We start from the raw sequence: 19,008 nt of genomic DNA on the forward strand, positions 1-19,008 counted from the left end.
GCTATTTCAGGACGGGACATTTTGATAAATTAAAAAGTCCTGATAGAAAAGTTTTTTTTAATAATGCTGAATTTGGAGTTGGAATTACTTTTATGGCATACTTAGGATCTTGTAACACAAATGAGAAAACTCAACAATATGAGTATAAAAACTATACAATTGCTATTATAGATTCTGCTGACATTAATTTTAAAAGGTATAAATTTTTAAAACCAATAAATTCTAAGAAATTAAATTTAAACGAAAATACCTTCCAATGTAAACATGGTACGAGTAATCCATTGTATTATTCATTTTATTTTGATAAAAAAGGAATTATCCAATCTATTGATCCTTGGGGAAAAAGGAAATTAATTCGAGATAAGTTAATTGAAAAAGGATTCAACATAAACTTAAATTCTGATGAAGTATACTCTAAAGGAGCTGTAGACTTAGAAGAATAAAAATCATAAAAAAAGCTCGAAGTAATAAGTTCGAGCTTTTATATTGTTAGCATTTTCGCTGTCGAATTATCAATTAAGATAATGGTTCAACTGAAACGTAAGATCTATCGTTACGTTTTTTAGTGAAAACTACTTTTCCGTCAATTAAAGCGAATAATGTGTGATCTTTACCGATTCCTACATTATCACCAGGATGATGTTGAGTACCTCTTTGACGAACAATAATGTTACCAGCGATTGCTGCTTGTCCACCAAAAATTTTAACACCTAAACGTTTCGAATGTGATTCACGACCATTTTTCGAACTTCCGACCCCTTTCTTATGTGCCATTTCGTTTTGTTTTTAAGAGTTAATAATTAATCTCAGCTCAATCTTAACCGATTGAAGCTACTTCAATTTTAGTGAATTGTTGACGATGACCGTTAGACTTTTGGTAACCTTTTCTTCTTTTCTTTTTGAAAACGATTACTTTGTCTCCTTTCACGTGTTCAACGATTTTAGCTACTACGGTAACTCCGTCTATAACTGGGGCGCCGACAGTGATTGCTCCGTTATCTGTTAATAAAACACGGTCGAATTTTACTTCGTCACCTGCTTCACCAGCTAAACGGTTTACAAACAATTGTTGGTCTTTTTCAACTTTGTATTGAAGCCCTGCTATCTCTACAATTGCGTACATAAATTAATGTTTATAAATGAAAATTGAGTGCAAAGATAATCAAAATTTTGAATTTAGATACTTGAATTCATTGAAATTTAATTAGAAAGATAAAAAAACTATGACATATCTTCTATTTGGATTAATTAAAAATAAGTATCTTTGCCTTTGAGATAATTCATAGATAGATTGGTAGAAATGATTGAAAATTATTCTTTAAAAGATTTAAAAATTGGCGAACAAGCAGTTGTAACAGGGTTTAGTACCGAAGATATTCCTGCAAAGTTTTATGAAATGGGCTTTATTCCTGGAACAAGTTTATTGGTAAAAAATAAGGCTCCATTTGGTGGTCCTATTTGCATCAGTATCATCTCTAATAAGTCTGTTTTAGCTTTAAGAAGAAACGAAGCCGATAAAATTTTGATAACAAAAAAATAATGAATTATTATAAAATTGCCTTAATTGGTAACCCAAATGTTGGTAAAACTTCGTTATTTAATAAATTAACAAATCTTCGTCAAAAAGTTGGGAATTATCCTGGTGTGACGGTAGAAAAGCGCGAAGGTAAAATAGAACGAAATGGAAATAAATTCCAAATTACAGATTTTCCCGGAACGTATACAATTTATCCAAGTTCTTTGGATGAAGAAATTGTATTCAAAACTTTAGGAGACAAAACCAATAGTCATTACCCAAATTTAGCAGTTGTTATTGGTGAGCCATCTAATCTAAAACGATCGATTTTGTTGTATCAACAAGTTCGAGATTTAGACGTTCCTGCAATTTTTGTCATCAATATGAAAGATGAAATCAAAAGCAAGGGACTTAATATTGATTTGAAAAAGTTAGAAGATTTTCTTCAAACAAAAATATACTTAACAAACGCGCGTACAAGCGAAGGAATTGATGAATTAGTAGAAGCTTTTACAAAAGACGCAACTCCATATAATCGTCATTACGAAATTCCGAAAGAGTATCTTTCTATTGTAGAAAAAATCAAGAATGAATTTAATCTTAAATCTGATTATTTAGCTTGGCAATATCTTTCACAGAAAGAAGTTCCGTTCGAATCGAAAGAAAATCTAAGTAAATTAGATACAATTAAAAAAGAAAATTCTATTGTTTCGAAACGATTACAAGTCAAAGAAGCCTTAGATCGAAATAAAATTTTAGAGGAAAAATTAAACGATATTATTTCATATAATTTTGACGGAAATGAAACCTTAACCGATAAAATTGATAAAACATTGATTCATCCAGTTTTTGGATACATCATCTTTTTAGGAATTTTATTATTAATCTTTCAAGCTGTTTATGCGTGGTCTGCACCATTAATGACAATGGTCGAAGATTTATTTGGTTGGATCGACGAAAAAGCAATTAGTTTAATACCTGAAGGACCTATCAACGAAATCATTGGAGGTGCAATAATCCCAGGTATAGAAGGGATTGCCGTTTTCGTTCCGCAAATTGCCATTTTGTTTTTATTCATTTCAATAATGGAAGAAACGGGCTACATGAGCCGCGTGGTTTATTTAATGGACAGATGGTTAAAACCATTTGGATTAAGCGGAAAAAGTGTTGTTCCGTTAATTTCTGGAGTTGCCTGTGCCGTTCCTGCAATCATGTCTGCACGTAATATCGAAAATGACAAAGAGCGTCTATTAACGATACTTGTAACGCCTTTTATGACGTGTTCGGCTCGTTTACCAATTTACATCGTTTTAATTGCTTTAGTAATTCCCGACGAACATATTTTTGGATTAAGTTACCAAGCTTTGGCGTTATTTGTGATGTACATTTTAGGTGTTTTAGGCGCATTAGGAAGTGCTATTTTATTGGATTTAATCATTAAAGCAAAACATAAAAGTTACCTAATTTTAGAAATGCCAACGTACAAACTTCCTGATTGGAAAAATGTTGGAATTAATGTTTGGGAAAAAACGTTAGGATTTTTAGTTGATGCGGGTAAAATCATATTTGCAATTTCGATTATTCTTTGGGTTTTAGGAACTTTCGGACCTGGAGAACAATTCAGAAATGCAGAAGAAATTGTAACTGCTCATCATCCAAAAATGAATGAAGAAGATTTAGCAAATGAAATTGCTTCTTATAAATTAGAACATTCTTATTTGGGTAGATTAGGTTCAGTTATAGAGCCAGTTGTAGAGCCATTAGGATACGATTGGAAGATGGGAATTGGTTTGATTTCGTCATTCGCTGCGCGTGAAGTTTTTGTCGGAACAATGTCAACGGTTTACAGTTTAGGAGAAGTTGATGTAGAGGACAATGGTCAAAAAGATCGTTTACTTCATCGTATGAAAAATGAGATCAACCAAAACACAGGAGAACCAGCATATAACCTCGCTACAGGAGTTTCATTGTTGTTATTTTATGCATTCGCAATGCAATGTATGAGTACAATTGCGATCGTAAAACGCGAAACAAATTCTTGGAAATGGACATTGATTCAGACAGGGTTTATGACAGGTTTGGCATATGTAGTTGCATTTATTGCATATCATTTTTTAAAATAATAGTATGGACAATATTTGGATACAATATATTTTTATCGCTTTCCTTTTCGGATTTGCAGTTTGGTATGTTGTAAAATTAATTAGAAACTCATTTAGTTCAAAAGGAGGCGGATGCTCAAAAGGCTGTGGTTGTTCTCCAAGCAAAGATGAATTTCAAAAAAAAGGCTAACTCTTAAAAGTTAGCCTTTTTTATTTCAAAATTTCGGAGTATTTTTACAAATAGTATAATCATTGAAAATCAATTATTTTAATGATTATCAATTGGTTTTATTTTATTAATTCGGAATATAAATTTTACAAAAAATGGAAACTTGGTTAATCATTTTATTATTAATTTCAGCGATAATTATCTTAGGATTAATTATTTACTTTGTTTCCAAAAAAACTAAACAATCAACTGAGATTTCTGTCGAAGAAATAAGTTCTGTAAAAGAGATTAAAGAAATTCCTTCTGAACCAATCAAAGAAGAGGTTACAAATAAAATCATTTCTCCAACTCCACCAACAGAGGTTATGATTGAAGAAAAACCAACGAATAACCTTAGCATTTCATCTAAAACCGAGAATGACTTACTTCGAAAATTAGAGTTATTTGAGAAGAATAAAGGCTTTACTAAGAAAGATATTAACCTTGCTTCATTATCAAAACAATTTGAAACGAATACAAAATATCTTTCTGAAATCATTAAAACTCATCGTCAAAAGCAATTTAATTCTTATTTGAATGAATTGAGAGTAAATTATATCGTCAATCGACTTCAAAATGAGCCGAAATACATTAACACGAAAGTAAGCTATTTAGCAAGTGATTGCGGATTTGCTTCTCATAGTACTTTTACAACAACTTTTACTCAAATCATGAATGAATCTCCTTCTGCTTTTATAAAAAGAATTAAAGAGGAACAAAAAAATTCATAATTACGAATTAATGAAGTTTATATAATTGAATTTAAAATATATAAACAATTATATTTGTTTTATTTTTTATACCAATCAATGCAAGAGCTATATAAAATACATTCACAAATTTCGATTGTATTTTTTTATTCTTAATTAAGACTTTATCTTTAATCTAAGATTGTGTCTTATGCGAAAAATTGACCCCGAAATACTTGCTCAAAAAATAAAAGAAGGCGATCGTTTTGCCTTATCAAGAGCTATTACACTAGCCGAAAGCAATCGTTTAGACGATTTGAAATTAGCGCAACATATCATTAGTTTATTACCTGTTTCCAAAACTTCAAAAAGAATTGCCATTACAGGAATTCCCGGTGTTGGTAAAAGTACTTTTATCGAATCTTTGGGGAAATATATTCTAAGTAAAGGTGAAAAAGTAGCGATTTTAGCAATTGATCCAAGTAGTTCCCTTTCAAAAGGAAGTATTTTAGGCGACAAAACACGCATGGAGGACTTATCGCGAGAAGAGAATGCTTATATACGTCCAAGCGCTTCTAACGGTTCTTTAGGTGGTGTTACCTCACGTACATATGAAGCAATTTTATTATGCGAAGCAGCAGGGTTTGAAAATATTTTGATTGAAACTGTCGGTGTTGGACAATCTGAAACCTTAGTAAATGAAATTTCAGATCTCTTCTTATTTCTTCAACTTCCGGGTTCTGGAGATGATTTACAAGGAATAAAACGAGGAATTATGGAAATGGCTGATTTAATTTTTGTCAATAAATCAGATTCGTTTCAAGAAAAATTAGTGAAAGATGCAAAATTGGATATTGTTCGTTCATTGCAATTTTTACCAACCAAATCTTCTCAATGGAAAAGAAAATCAATTATCGGTTCTGGATTAATCGGAAAAGGAATTCCTGAACTTTGGGAATTGGTCAATGATTATTTCAATTTTATTAATGAAAATAATTATTACGCATCAAACCGAGAAAAACAACAGCTTAATCAAGCGGAACGCTACACAATTGATTTGATTAATCAACAATTTTTAAAATTACTTAAAGAACACCCACTAGAATTAAGCAAAAATTTATCTGCATTCGAAATGGCAAAAGATTGGTTGAATAACCACACTGAAATTGATGAATTTCTTAATAAGTAAGTTTACGATTATTGAATCAAAATAACAAAAAAACGGCTCAAAATTGAGCCGTTTTTTTGTTAATCATCTTTATCAACTCCTGTTTTTTTGTTGATATTTTCTTGTATTTTTTGATAATATTCTTTCTCAATTTTATCAAATTCTGGTGTCGAAATTACTTTTCCTTTCGTTGGTTTTTGTAGTTTCAGCTTATCGTCAATCGAAATTGATTCTAACTTATAAGTTGTATACTGATTTTCATCTTTCAAAGAAGTTTTCTTCAGTTCTAATAATAATCCTGGCAAACCATTGTATTCATCTGGTCCACATTTTGATTTTATCGAAGGAACATACCACGCTTCTATGTTGAAATTAGCGTCAACAGCTACTGCTTTTCGTACATCATAACCTTTTATTTTTTTGGATTCTCGCGTAATACTCCATTTATAAGTTGCAATGGAATCAGAGATATTATACAATTTGGAATCCATTTCTCTCATGATTATTTTTGAATTCGTATCGAAATCATAAAAGCTTTCCAAATCTTTAAAACCACCTAAAACTTTCATCGAATATTTTGGTCCTTGCGAATTATCAATTCGTTCTATTTCTTGTGAAAGACATTGATTTGCATCGACAGAAAGAGCAATATATTTTGGTTTCGAAAACATTTCCTCTCTTAATCTTTTCGATTCTGGATTCGGATCATTCAAATTAATAAAATTCCGTCTTTCATATTCTACTTTAAATTTTTCTTGACCAAAAACTGAAACTGAAAACAACAACAATAAGATATACTTCATTTTAATGCAATTAGAAATTTAAAGATAACAAAAAAAGCTTCACCATTTCTGATAAAGCTTTTTGATTAAATATCCCTCTTGTTTTTAGAAAACTCTTACCAACAATTCTTGTTCTATTTTATCGTGACAATTTTCTAATGCATTTTTCTCTGCTTTTCCTGCTTTCCAATGCGATGTACAATAAAATTCGTCTTTTTTCCATTCTAAATCATCTTTAAAAAATGATTTTATTTCCTTTACAGATTTAGATTCCCCCGCAACATAAGCAAATCGTTTTCCGTCTTTGCGTTTCGGAAATTTCTGATTTTTTGTCAAACTATATAAAGCTATTCCGCTTCCTACATTTTGATTCACAATCCATTTAAATTCTAAATTTGCTTTCGTTTCAATTTGGTGAATATCATCTTCTGTTGGGACTTCCACACAAACAATTCCGTTTGTTTTAGCAGGAAGCGACTCTATAATTGCTGAAATTACAGGCAAGCCTGTTAAATCTGCAGCCAAGAAAATGAAATCTGTTTTTGGAGCCAAATCTTTTTTTTTCGACTTCATCGAAACTCCAATCATATCTCCAACTTTCGCCTCATTTGCCCAACGCGATCCTGGACCATTCAATCCATGATTTGCAATATCAATCACAATCACATTGTTTTTTGCATCAATATCGCGCAACGTATAGGTACGAGAAACTGGTTTAAATTTTTCTGATGGCGAAATCCATTTTTGATTCTCTTCATCATACTCAGCATAGTGAATATCACGGATCCCAAGCGGTGGAAAAAGTAATTTACATGTTCCGCCCAACGTTGTATCCTTAAAAAAAGATACATCATCATTTTCCAAATGAACGCGAATAAGATGTGGTGTCACAAATTCTTTCTTTTTTAAGATGAACTTCTCCTTCGCAATTTTCACTTTATCTCCCATCAGATTATTTAGATTTATTCTAATTCTATACGAATATAAAGTAAATTTAGATTGAATAAGAATAATAAAATGTTAAAGTAAAAAGTTATACTTTTTTTAATACGATTTTAATATGATAACTAAATAATTAACCTTAACTTTTACATATTAAAAATAACCTAAAAAACGAACAGAAAATGGAAAATACTTTATGCGAAATCTCGCTCGGACAAAGAACTCTTCCACTTGAAGGCGGATTTAATTGCAGAGATTTAGGTGGAATAATTAACACAAAAAATGAAGTCATTAGAAAAGGATTGTTAATTCGATCTGATGATTTAGCAAATTTGACAGATGATGATTTGGAGATTTTAAACGATTTTCCAATTCGAACAATTATTGATTTACGCACGACTTACGAACGTTTAAAAAATCAAGATCGCATTCCAAATAGTTGTAATCACGAAGTTCATTTGGATATTTCTTCTGGACATTTCGAAAATTTAGTGAAACAATTCAAAGCTGGAATTTCAAATCCGAAAGAATTTATGTGTAAAATCTACGAGGATTTTGTTTTAGATAAAACATGTCAAACGCAATACAAAAGCTTTTTTGATATTATTCAACATAAAAATAGAACGCCAATTTTATTTCATTGTACTGCAGGAAAAGATCGAACTGGATTTGCAACAGCAATGATTTTATCTGCTTTGAAAGTCGATTTAGATACAATTATGGATGATTACTTGGCTTCTAATATCTTTTTGGAACAAAAATATGCACACATCTTAAAGATCGATCCGAATTATAAATATCTAATTGATGTTTTACCTGAATATTTGGAAAGCTCTTATGAAGCGATTAATAAGAATTTTGGTTCAGTCGAAAATTATTTAACTGATATTTTAAAGGTTGATTTAGATTTGATGAAAGATTTATACATAAAAAAATAAGCGATCAATTGATCGCTTTATTTTTTATCTAAAATTTCATTCGTTGAATTCGAACAGCATTCAAAATTGCTAATAAAGCAACACCTACATCTGCAAAAACAGCTTCCCACATATTGGCAATTCCTTCTGCTCCAAGGAAAAGCACGATAATTTTAACGCCCATTGCTAAAATGATATTCTGAATCACAATCTTTTTTGTTTCACGACCAATTTTTATCGCCGTTGCAATTTTAGAAGGTTGATCGGTTTGGATTACAACATCTGCAGTTTCTATCGCAGCATCGCTTCCAAGTCCACCCATCGCAATTCCGACATCAGAAAGCGCTAGAACAGGCGCATCATTGATTCCATCACCTACGAAAGCCACCACTTGATTTTGATCTTTTTTCAATGCTTCAACTTTCTCTACTTTTCCTTCTGGTAACAATCCACCAAAAGCTTCATCAACACCAACTTCTTTTGCAACTTTTTGCGTAATGGTATTTTTATCTCCACTCAACATAATCGTTTTCGAAACACCTAAAGCTTTCATTTTCTGAATTGCTTGTTGCGCATCTTCCTTGATTTTATCAGCAATTGTAATATATCCTGCATATTTTTCATCAACTGCAACCACCACAATACTTTCTACAATATCATGAATTTCTTGTGGATATTGAATCGAGAAATGATCTAATAATTTAGTATTTCCAGCTAAAACTATTTTTCCATCAACTTTTCCTTTCAAACCTTTTCCAGAAATTTCTTCCACTTCTATCGCTTTCAATTCTGAAGGATGACTTGCCACAATCGCTTTCGCAATTGGATGCGTAGATTGCTTTTCTAAAGCCGAAACAAGATTTAAAAAATCGTTTTCAGGAAGATTAGTTTCAATTTTTTGAACTTCGAAAACGCCTTCCGTCATTGTTCCTGTTTTATCCATCACAACTGTGTTTACTTTCGCCATTAAATCTAAAAAGTTAGAACCTTTTACTAAAATTCCGTTGCGTGAAGCTGCTCCAATTCCACCAAAATAACCCAATGGAACCGAAATAACTAATGCACAAGGACAAGAAACAACCAAGAAAACTAAACCTCTGTATAACCAATCATTAAAATCGTAATTATCAACAAAGAAATAAGGAGTAATCACCAAAGCAGCCGCTAAAAAGAAAACAATTGGCGTATATATTTTTGCAAATTTTCGGATAAATAATTCAGTTGGAGCTTTGCGAGAAGCTGCATCTTGAACCATTTGTAAAATTTTTGCAATCGAACTATCTTCAAATTTTTTCGTCGTTTGAATTTCAATTACATTTTCAAGATTTAACATTCCTGCCAAAACAGTTTCTCCTATTTTATACGTTGAAGGTTTACTTTCTCCCGTCAAAGCCGCAGTATTAAAACTTCCTTTATCTGAAATCATAATTCCATCTAACGGAACTTTTTCCCCAACTTTTACCTGAATTGTTTCTCCAATTACCACATCTTGTGGTTTTATTGTTTCGAAATTACCATTTCGTAAAACATGCGCTGTGTCTGGACGAACATCTAATAAGGCTTTAATATTTCCTTTTGCCTTATTAACCGCCGCTTCTTGGAACATTTCGCCAATTGTATAAAACAACATTACCGCTACACCTTCTGGATATTCGCCAATAATGAAAGCACCTAAAGTCGCAATTCCCATCAACGAAAATTCATTGAAGAAATCTAGCTTTTTAGCTAATTTAAAGGCTTCTCCCCAAACAGGAAATGCTACTATAATATAAGAAATGCCAAACCATATCAAACGAATAATTTGATTATCAACAAACCAAGTTGGTTTTAAAACATATTGAACAAAAATTCCGGCAAAGAAAATAGCTAAACTGGCACCTAATAAAATTTTACTATTATTGTGTTCGTGGTCATGACCTTCGTGATTGTGATTATGAGTATCTTTATGTTCGTCATTTGACGTACTACAACAAGCTTTAGACATAATTAAAAATTTATATTTCAAAATTATAAAGTTGTTGCTGCAATCTGGTTGCAAAGTTTAGGATTTACATTGATCGCATATTCCTTTTAAGATAAAAGAAGATTGTTCGACTTCGAAATTTTTGGGTAGATTGATTTCTGGCAAATGAATATTTCTCAAACAAAACGTCTGATTACAATTGTTACAATGAAAATGAGCATGCGTAAACTCAGGCGTACATTTGCAACTCGACTCACAAAGCGCATATTTTTTAGAACCCGTTCCGTCCTCTATGGAATGAATTAATTTATTTTCTTCAAACGTTTTTAATGTTCTATAAATCGTAACGCGATCTGCTTGATCCATCTCAATTTCTAAATCAGCTAAACTTAATGCAACGTCAGTTTTCATCAATTTATCTAAAACCAACAAACGCATCGCTGTTGGATTGATAGAACGATTCTGTAATGCTTTGTTTAAAATTTCTGTTTGCATTTTCTTCGATTTCGAATATAAAGTTACGAAAAAGTTAACTAAAGTTTAGTTAATAAAGTTTTTCCTTTTTTATTGCATCTAATTCTTTTTGCATTCGTTTCTTCCAATCTTTACCATTACGTTTTTCAAGATAAGGCTTTACAGTTTCTTCATATTTTAGTTCTAATTTATCATGTTTAAAATCTAAAACTCCAATATTTATATAATCTACTCCATATTTATTGTGAATACTGTCAATTTTAGCATAGGTTTCAGAACTAAATTCTGGTAAAGGAAATCCTCCTGAATGAAGAAAAATAATTTTATCATTTTTAATATCTTCTTTTGCTCTTTCTATGTATTCTTTTTCTTCCTTTTTTAATTTAATTATGTCATTTATAAATACTCCAATTATAATCATAAAAAAAACTGAAGTTAAAACTAAATTAACATTAATCAACTTACTGTATTTAAACAAACTAATTAAACTTGAGAAAATAATTATTCCAATAAGAATGTAAATAATTTCATGATATTCGGTTTGATAATAAATATCCCAAAAAGTATAATTTGAAGAACTATGTATCCAACAAAAATTTATTATTGGAAATAAAAGTATTAATCCAATAACGATTAAATTAAAAACAATTAACTTTTTATTCACTATTTCACTGTTATTTCATCTACAAAAATATACGACTTTCCTTGAAAAGGTTCTGCTAAATGACCTTTTGGGAAAGCACCATAATTTGTTGCTTTTACTTTGATGTAACGTGCTTTTTCTTCTTTAAACTGAATTTTCCATGAATCAGAAAACACGTTATTATCAAATGCATCAACTTGTTTTTCTAACATTCCAACCAATTTAAAATTCTGATTATCTTTCGATGTATAGACTTCTAATTTTGTAGGTAAGACAATCCAAGAACGAGAATCTTGCAAGAAATTCATGACAACCGAAGAAACGGATTTCGTTTTTTTCATGTCAACAATTGCATCAAAATTTTGATCATATCCACCTGCATGATATTGCGGTGTGTAGGTAGAATTCAACTGAATTGTATAATCATTTGGTTTCTTAGTAAATGTTCCAGAAATTGTTTTACTTTTCTTTCCATTCACTTCCACAAAAGAAGAAATTGTAGTTGTTTCTTTGATTGAAATTGGTTTTTTATAGATTTCTGCTTTTTTACCATTCACAGAAACATAGATTTTCGCATTTGGTTCAGAAGATTTTACTTCAACATTCATTTTATTTTGAAATGATCTGTCTTCAGCAACCAAAACTGGAATTGTTACAATTTTTTCACTTTCAGAAATAGGTTTAATCTCTCTATCTTTCAAAAATTCAAATCCTAAAAATTGATTTTCTTTGTAATTATTTTTCGTGATTATACGCTTCGTTCCATCTTCTAGATTAATCGTGATTTCATCAAAATACGGCTCAACAGTCGTCCACATTCCCGAACCTGGCGTAACGCTATAAATTCCCATCGAAGCCAAAACGTACCACGCGCTCATCTGCCCACAATCTTCATTTCCAATCAATCCATCTGGCGAGTTTTTGTAATGTTCATTCAAAATTTTATGAACCAATTCTTTTGTTTTTTTTGGCTTATCAATGTAATTGTACAAAAAAGCCACGTGATGACTCGGCTCATTTCCTTGCGCATATTGCCCGATAAGTCCCGTAACATCCACTTGCTCCCGACCTGTTGTTTCTGATGGTGCATTAAATAATTCATCTAATTTTGCATCAAAACCATCTTTTCCACCATAAAAATCAATCATTCCATTAATATCTTGCGGTGCAAAAAACGTGTATTGACAACCATTCGCCTCTGTGTAATTATTGTTTACTTCACGCGGATCAAAAGGTTTTAGCCAACCTCCATTTTTCTTTGGCTGAATAAATTTTGTCTCATGATTGAATAAATTTTTCCAATATTGAGAACGTTCGATAAAGTAATTATAATCGTCGTGTTTATTTAAAATCAATGCCATTTGCGCAATACACCAATCATCGTACGCATATTCTAATGTTTTAGAAACTGATTCGTGTTCATCGTCAATCGAAATAAATCCGTTTTGTTTGTAAGCTTTCAATCCCAAATGATCTAACATTGCCGAATGTTTTGCTGCTTCATAAGCTTTCTCATAATCAAAGCCTTTGAAACCTTTTACCATTGCATCAGCAATCACAGAAACCGAGTGATAACCAATCATACAATCGGTTTCGTTACTCGCTAATTCCCAAACAGGTAAACGTCCACCTTGTTCGTAATGCTTGATAAATGTGTTAATAAAATCAATCGTTCTTCTCTTCTCAATCAAGGTATACAAAGGATGCGCAGCACGAAAAGTATCCCAAAGTGATAAAACCGAATAATAATCGAAATTATTTGCCAAATGAATTTGATCGTCCATTCCACGATAATTTCCATTCAAATCTTGCGAAATATTTGGTTGCATCATCGTGTGATACATCGCTGTATAAAAAATAGTTAGTTTATTCTTATCTGAAGATTTCACTTCAATCTTCGATAATTCTTTGTCCCAAGCCTTTTCAGCAGCGGCTTTCGTTTTAGAAAAATCAAAAGTTGTTAATTCTTTGCTATTAACATCCGTTCCATTATATCCAGTTGTAGATAAGGTCACTTTTACCATAATCTTCTCACCTTTCTTTACTTTTTTACCAAAAGCCAAGGCAATTTCATTTCCTTTAAATGTTTTAGATATTATATTTCCGTCTTTTGAAGCAGTTAATTTCAATGGAACATTAAATTCTATCTTGGCAAAAATCTTTTGATTCTTCGCCCATTCTTCCGAATTTCTGTAAACATAAAGTGTTTTAGCGTCTACAATTTTCACTTCTCCGTCAACTAATTTATCACGATGATTAAGATCTAAAATGATATTTGCGTCACCAGCTTTATTAAAAGTATATTCATGCAAACCAACGTGAGTTGTTGCCGTTAATCGAACATTGACATTATATTTATCTAACAAAACTTGATAATATCCTGCTGTTGCTTTTTCATTTTTATGCGAAAATTTAGAACCATAATCAGTCTGATTAAATCCTTTCTGATTAAGCGTTGGCATCAACATAATGTCACCATAATCAGAAACTCCTGTTCCATTTAGATGTGTATGTGAAAAACCATAAATAAAATCATCAGAATAATGATAACCACCACAACCATCCCAACTTCCATCAATTCGAGTATCTGGAGAAAGTTGAACCATTCCGAATGGTAAAGTCGCTCCAGGAAATGTATGTCCATGTCCACCTGTTCCAATAAACGGATTAACATATTGTGCATAATTATTTTTCTGAGCAAAAATTAATGATGAAAACATCATCAGAATAAATGATAGTAAAGTTGATCTCATTAGTTTTTAGTGTTTTGATTGACAGAAATTCTGTTATACAATAATATGGATTATATCTGTTTTAACACAATTTAGAAATCGATAAACACTTGGATATCATAAAAAATTTAGGTGCACTAGGCTTGCTTTTAGGTGCAACGAAACTTGATCTTAGTGCGCAAACTAAATATACAAAATCAGATACTTCAATAAAAATCAATAAGCCAATTGTTCTTTCTATATGGCATTTTTGTCTTGAAGCCAACATTGAAGATTGGAAAGTTTTAGGAAAAAATGGAACTGCTTTAAACGCTGTAGAACAAGGTGTAAAATTGGTAGAAGCAGATTCAAATGAACAAAGTATTGGTTATGGTGGATGTCCAAATAGTGACGGAAATTAACCTTGGAATCTTGTATTATGGACGATCAGGCGAATATTGGATCTGTTGCAGGTTTAGAATATATCAAACATCCGATTTCTGTTGCGCGAAAAGTGATAGAAGATACTCCACATGTCATGTTGGTTGGAGATGGAGCGCTACAATTTGCTCAGGAAAAAGGTTTCAAAAAGGAGAATTTATTGACTGATGTTTCCGAACAAGAATGGAAAGAATGGTTGAAAGACACCAACTATCAAATGCCAATCAATATCGAAAATCATGATACAATTGGAATGATTGCATTAGATGCGCACGGAAATCTTTCTGGAGCTTGTACGACAAGTGGAATAGCATACAAAATACATGGTCGTGTTGGAGATTCACCAATTATCGGCGCAGGTTTGTATGTTGATAACGAAATTGGTGCAGCGACAGCAACTGGACACGGTGAAGAAGTAATTCGTATTGCGGGAAGTCATTTGGTTGTGGAATTGATGCGTCAAGGTTATTCGCCAGAAAATGCGTGTAAAGAAGCTGTTCATCGAATTATTAAGTTAACAAAATCGCGTAAAAAAGATTTATCGGCGATTCAAGTTGGTTTTATTGCGATTAATATACAAGGTGAATATGGTTCGTATTGTATTCATCCAGGCTTTAACTTTGCGGTTTATGACGAAACTGGAAATCGTTTGATTGACGGAAAATGTATTATAAAATGAAAAAATTAGAAATCGCTTGTTTCAACTTAGAATCAGCTTTAGTTGCAGCAAAATCAAATGCAGATCGAATCGAGTTATGCGCTGATGCTTCTTCAGGTGGAATTACGCCAGATTTTGAAGATATCAAAACATTGCGAAAAGAAACTGACAAAGATATTATGGTGATGATTCGCCCCCGTGGTGGAGATTTTTGTTATTCTAATGAAGAATTTGAACAAATGAAATCTGATATTATTATGATTAAAAATTTTAGAATTGATGGTTTTGTTTTTGGAATTTTGAATGAAGACAACGAAATTGATTTTAAACGAAATCATGAATTAATTGAACTTGCAAAACCTTTTCCTTGTACTTTTCATCGCGCTTTTGACAGAACTTCTGATGCCGAAAATTCACTTCAAATCGTGATTGATTTAGGATTCAAAACTATTTTAACTTCTGGTTTAGATAGTAATGTTGATGATGGAAAACGTGAATTAAAAAACCTTGTTAAAAAAGCAGAAAATCAAATTACAATTATGCCAGGAGGTGGTTTGCGCTCAACAAATATTGAAGAAATTGATTCATATACAAACGCTACTTACTTTCATTCATCAGCGATGATTGATAATTCTGGAATTGCTAATTTAGAAGAAATCAATCATTTAAAAAGTTTGATTAATTCTGAAAAATAAAAATAGTAACTTTGGCTTATGCTTTGGAAAAATATAATTGGACAACAGGAGATTAAAAACAAGCTTCAACAATCTATAAAAGATGGTCGCATAAGTCATGCTCAGCTTTTTTCTGGTCCAGAAGGTTCGGGAACTTTGGCTTTGGCAATTGCTTATGCACGTGAGGTTTTGTGTGGTTTGAATAACGAACAATGCAATCTGAAAGTTGATAAATTACAACATCCCGATTTACATTTTTCTTTTCCTTATTCAGCAACAGAAAGTGTAAAAAAGCCACTTGCTAAGTATTTATTAAACGATTGGCGAACTTTTGTAGACGAAAATGTCTATGGAAATTTAACGGATTGGATGTCTCATCTTGGAATTGAGAAAAAACAAGGCGTTATTCCTGTTGATGAAGCGGATGAAATCGTCAAAACATTAGCGCTAAATAGTTACGAAGGAGGCTATAAAATCATGATTATTTGGCAAGCTGAGGAAATGACAACTGCAGCTGCGAATAAATTGTTGAAAATAATTGAAGAACCGCCTCAAAAAACACTTTTTTTATTGGTAACAGAACGCGAGGATTTAATTTTACAAACCATTATTTCTCGTTGTCAATTAGTAAAAATCCCACGTTTATCACAATCGGATGTAAAGAACTATTTGGTTGAGAAGAAAAATATTAATCCAGAAAAAGCGCAACATATTGCTTTTCTATCGCAAGGAAATGTACGAGAAGCATTGCATCAATTAAATGATGATGAGTATTTATTTGATAAATATTTTGTGACTTGGGTTCGAAAAGCGTTTATGGCAGCCAAAACTCCAACCGTTTTAAAGGATTTGATTGATTGGTCGAATCAAATTGCAAGTTGGTCGAGAAGTGAACAAAAAGATTTTTTAAATTATTGTTCCGAGATTTTTCGTCAAGCTTTATTAAAAACGTATCAATCTGATGATTTAGTTTTCTTGCAAATTAATGCAGAAGGTTTTAAATGGCAAGGTTTTGCACCTTTTATACATGGAGCAAATATCGAAGATATTTTAAATGAAATTAATGAAGCATCGTATCATATTGAGCGAAATGGTAATTCTAAAATTATACTTTTAGATTTATCTATCAAATTAACTCGCTATTTACATCGCAAAACAGCATAAAAAAAACCACTTATCTAACAAGTGGTTTCTTTATATGATTTGAATGTTATTTCAAATTATTTTGCTGGAGCTACTTCTTTAGCTGCACCTTCAACTTCAGTTGCTGCTGAATCAACTTTAGCTGCTGCTGAGTCAACTACTGCTGCTGCTGAATCAACTACTGCTGCTGCTGAATCAACTGTTACTGCTGCTGAATCAACGTTTGCTGGTGCTTCTTCTGCTTTTTTCTCACCACAAGATACTGCTCCTAAAGATAAAGCTGCTACTGCAACTACTGCGAAAAATTTTTTCATTGTTTTATTGTTTTAATTATTAATAATTTTCGATTAATTTTCTTTGACAAATGTATTTCGAAACGTAAACAACAGCATGTAAAATCAATGTAATATAATTGTATTAATCAATTCTCAATAAATAAAATTTAAAAAATTGATTTTAAATATGTTATAAATTATTTTACAATTTTTGAATATTTTTTGTAAAAAACATTGTGTTAATTATTTATCTAATGAAGACAGTTAAATTTAAAAATTAATTGATTTTGATTAATTTTTGATCCTAAATCATTTAATCTTTATTTAAAAAAATTAATTATTTATACATTTGTATAAATTTAATAAAAGTATGCTAGTAGTTTCTTACATTCAAGAAAACAAAGATCGTGTAATTGAAGGACTTAAAAAACGTAACTTCAAACAATTAGATCTTGTTGATGAAGTTTTAAATGTGGATGAACTTCGTCGTAAAACACAATTTGAATTAGATAATGTATTAGCTGAATCCAACAAATTAGCAAAAGAAATTGGTAATTTGTTTAAAGATGGAAGATCGGAAGAGGCTAATGAATTAAAAATCAAAACGGTTGATTTAAAAACTCAATCAAAAGAGTTACAAGATTTATTATCGTCTTACGAAACCTCCGTTAAAGATATTTTGTATCAAATCCCGAATATTCCGAACGAAATCGTAAAAGCAGGAAAAGATGCTGATGATAATGAAATCGTTTTTGAACACGGAGATGCAACTGCAAAACCAAACAATTTGCCACACTGGGAAGTTGCTAAGAAATTTGACATCATTGATTTTGAATTAGGTGTTAAAATTACTGGTGCTGGTTTCCCTGTTTACAAAGGAAAAGGTGCTCGTTTGCAACGTGCTTTAACACAATTTTTCTTAGATAAAAATTCTGATGCTGGCTATACAGAAATTGTTCCTCCTTTCGTTGTGAATGAGGCTTCTGGTTATGGAACTGGACAGTTACCAGACAAAGAAGGACAAATGTATTATATTGGAGAAGATGATTTGTACTTGATTCCTACTGCGGAAGTTCCTGTGACGAATATTTACCGTGATACAATTGTAAAAGCAGAAGATTTACCAATTACGTTGACTGCATATTCACCATGTTTCCGTCGTGAAGCGGGTTCTTATGGAAAAGATGTTAGAGGATTGAATCGTTTACACCAATTTGAAAAAGTTGAGATTGTACGTATCGAAAAACCAGAAAATTCTTACGCTGCTTTAGAAGGAATGATTGAGCACGTAAAAGGAATTTTAGAAAATTTAGAATTGCCATACCGTATTTTAAGACTTTGTGGTGGTGATACAGGATTTACATCTGCAATTACATACGATTTTGAAGTTTTCTCTGAGGCGCAAGAAAAATGGTTAGAAGTTTCTTCTGTTTCTAATTTTGAGACTTTCCAAGCAAATCGTTTGAAATTACGTTACAAAGATGAAAACGGAACTCAATTAGCACATAGTTTAAATGGTTCTGCTTTGGCTTTACCACGTATTTTAGCCTCAATTTTAGAGAATCACCAACAAGCTGATGGAACAGTAAAAATTCCGAAAGCATTGCAACCTTATACTCGTTTTGAGATTATAGATTAATTAATAATCTTTCAGATAAATAAAAAGCTCGAGAATTCTCGAGCTTTTTTTATGTTATTAAAA

The 19,008-nt window shown here is 31.6% G+C and carries 18 protein-coding genes and 1 pseudogene; 11 read left to right on the forward strand and 8 right to left on the reverse strand.

Features of this window, described 5'->3' with window-relative positions:
• On the forward strand, positions 1 to 443 hold a 443-nt coding region (locus tag B4E59_RS05470; RefSeq protein WP_291051874.1), incomplete at its 5' end, for a hypothetical protein.
• Positions 444 to 516: 73 nt separating this feature from the next.
• Here the strand turns inward: B4E59_RS05470 and rpmA are convergent.
• Together rpmA and rplU are read right to left on the reverse strand one after the other, a co-directional pair.
• Positions 517 to 774, reverse strand: coding sequence for a 50S ribosomal protein L27 (gene rpmA, locus B4E59_RS05475; protein WP_038334883.1), 258 nt, complete (start codon positions 772 to 774; stop codon positions 517 to 519).
• Between the two features lie 43 nt (positions 775 to 817).
• On the reverse strand, positions 818 to 1,123 hold the full coding sequence (rplU, locus tag B4E59_RS05480) for a 50S ribosomal protein L21 (RefSeq protein WP_019975660.1): 306 nt from the start codon (positions 1,121 to 1,123) through the stop codon (positions 818 to 820).
• Between the two features lie 177 nt (positions 1,124 to 1,300).
• Between rplU and B4E59_RS05485 the strand changes: the two genes are divergently transcribed.
• The 4 genes from B4E59_RS05485 to meaB all read left to right on the forward strand — a co-directional run bounded on the left by B4E59_RS05485 (position 1,301) and on the right by meaB (position 5,704).
• A complete protein-coding gene (locus B4E59_RS05485) occupies positions 1,301 to 1,540 on the forward strand; it encodes a FeoA family protein (protein ID WP_114998322.1) in 240 nt (79 codons plus the stop codon).
• Positions 1,540 to 3,639 carry a ferrous iron transport protein B gene (gene feoB / locus B4E59_RS05490; protein WP_291051877.1) on the forward strand — a complete coding sequence of 700 codons (2,100 nt, stop codon included), beginning with the start codon at positions 1,540 to 1,542 and terminating at the stop codon, positions 3,637 to 3,639. Before B4E59_RS05485 ends, feoB begins: the two co-directional genes overlap by 1 nt.
• Before the next feature lie 303 nt (positions 3,640 to 3,942).
• Positions 3,943 to 4,557 (forward strand): helix-turn-helix domain-containing protein, encoded by a 615-nt coding sequence (locus B4E59_RS05495; RefSeq protein WP_114998328.1) that lies wholly within the window; start codon positions 3,943 to 3,945, stop codon positions 4,555 to 4,557.
• Positions 4,558 to 4,726: 169 nt separating this feature from the next.
• Positions 4,727 to 5,704, forward strand: coding sequence for a methylmalonyl Co-A mutase-associated GTPase MeaB (meaB, locus tag B4E59_RS05500; RefSeq protein WP_125349934.1), 978 nt, complete (start codon positions 4,727 to 4,729; stop codon positions 5,702 to 5,704).
• Between the two features lie 59 nt (positions 5,705 to 5,763).
• Here the strand turns inward: meaB and B4E59_RS05505 are convergent, their stop codons facing one another.
• Together B4E59_RS05505 and B4E59_RS05510 are read right to left on the reverse strand one after the other, a co-directional pair.
• The gene (locus tag B4E59_RS05505; RefSeq protein ID WP_125349935.1) at positions 5,764 to 6,486 is read right to left on the reverse strand and encodes a GLPGLI family protein; all 723 of its coding nucleotides are present in this window, start codon (positions 6,484 to 6,486) and stop codon (positions 5,764 to 5,766) included.
• An 84-nt stretch (positions 6,487 to 6,570) separates the two neighbouring features.
• Entirely contained in the window at positions 6,571 to 7,413 is an 843-nt protein-coding gene (locus B4E59_RS05510) for a siderophore-interacting protein (protein WP_125349936.1), read from the reverse strand.
• Positions 7,414 to 7,589: 176 nt separating this feature from the next.
• Here B4E59_RS05510 and B4E59_RS05515 point away from each other — a divergent pair, with 176 nt between their 5' ends.
• Positions 7,590 to 8,345: a tyrosine-protein phosphatase gene (locus tag B4E59_RS05515; protein ID WP_280050893.1), complete on the forward strand. Its 756-nt coding sequence runs from the start codon at positions 7,590 to 7,592 to the stop codon at positions 8,343 to 8,345.
• Between the two features lie 28 nt (positions 8,346 to 8,373).
• Here B4E59_RS05515 and B4E59_RS05520 read toward each other — a convergent pair whose 3' ends face one another.
• The 4 genes from B4E59_RS05520 to B4E59_RS05535 are packed head-to-tail and all read right to left on the reverse strand — an operon-like array spanning position 8,374 to position 14,157.
• Positions 8,374 to 10,308 carry a heavy metal translocating P-type ATPase gene (locus B4E59_RS05520; protein WP_291051881.1) on the reverse strand — a complete coding sequence of 645 codons (1,935 nt, stop codon included), beginning with the start codon at positions 10,306 to 10,308 and terminating at the stop codon, positions 8,374 to 8,376.
• Positions 10,309 to 10,365: 57 nt separating this feature from the next.
• Positions 10,366 to 10,782: a Fur family transcriptional regulator gene (locus tag B4E59_RS05525; protein WP_291051884.1), complete on the reverse strand. Its 417-nt coding sequence runs from the start codon at positions 10,780 to 10,782 to the stop codon at positions 10,366 to 10,368.
• 49 nt (positions 10,783 to 10,831) lie between these two features.
• A complete protein-coding gene (locus B4E59_RS05530) occupies positions 10,832 to 11,425 on the reverse strand; it encodes an FEKKY domain-containing protein (protein ID WP_219034963.1) in 594 nt (197 codons plus the stop codon).
• Positions 11,425 to 14,157, reverse strand: coding sequence for a GH92 family glycosyl hydrolase (locus tag B4E59_RS05535; protein ID WP_291051887.1), 2,733 nt, complete (start codon positions 14,155 to 14,157; stop codon positions 11,425 to 11,427). The genes B4E59_RS05530 and B4E59_RS05535 overlap by 1 nt, the downstream gene beginning before the upstream one ends.
• A 98-nt stretch (positions 14,158 to 14,255) precedes the next feature.
• Between B4E59_RS05535 and B4E59_RS05540 the strand changes: the two are divergent.
• The 5 genes and pseudogenes from B4E59_RS05540 to serS all read left to right on the forward strand — a co-directional run bounded on the left by B4E59_RS05540 (position 14,256) and on the right by serS (position 18,945).
• Positions 14,256 to 15,235 (forward strand): annotated as a pseudogene (locus B4E59_RS05540) (isoaspartyl peptidase/L-asparaginase family protein).
• Positions 15,232 to 15,909: a copper homeostasis protein CutC gene (locus B4E59_RS05545; protein WP_291051890.1), complete on the forward strand. Its 678-nt coding sequence runs from the start codon at positions 15,232 to 15,234 to the stop codon at positions 15,907 to 15,909. The pseudogene B4E59_RS05540 and the gene B4E59_RS05545 overlap by 4 nt, the downstream one beginning before the upstream one ends.
• Before the next feature lie 18 nt (positions 15,910 to 15,927).
• Positions 15,928 to 17,052 (forward strand): DNA polymerase III subunit, encoded by a 1,125-nt coding sequence (locus tag B4E59_RS05550; protein WP_286495459.1) that lies wholly within the window; start codon positions 15,928 to 15,930, stop codon positions 17,050 to 17,052.
• A 21-nt stretch (positions 17,053 to 17,073) separates the two neighbouring features.
• Positions 17,074 to 17,361, forward strand: coding sequence for a hypothetical protein (locus B4E59_RS05555; protein ID WP_291051893.1), 288 nt, complete (start codon positions 17,074 to 17,076; stop codon positions 17,359 to 17,361).
• A gap of 315 nt (positions 17,362 to 17,676) precedes the next feature.
• Positions 17,677 to 18,945 carry a serine--tRNA ligase gene (serS, locus tag B4E59_RS05560; RefSeq protein ID WP_291051896.1) on the forward strand — a complete coding sequence of 423 codons (1,269 nt, stop codon included), beginning with the start codon at positions 17,677 to 17,679 and terminating at the stop codon, positions 18,943 to 18,945.
• Positions 18,946 to 19,008: the final 63 nt, after the last annotated feature.

The sequence above is a fragment of the Empedobacter sp. UBA2044 genome (genome assembly GCF_002333005.1).
GTDB classification, from domain to species: Bacteria; Bacteroidota; Bacteroidia; order Flavobacteriales; family Weeksellaceae; genus Empedobacter; species Empedobacter falsenii_B.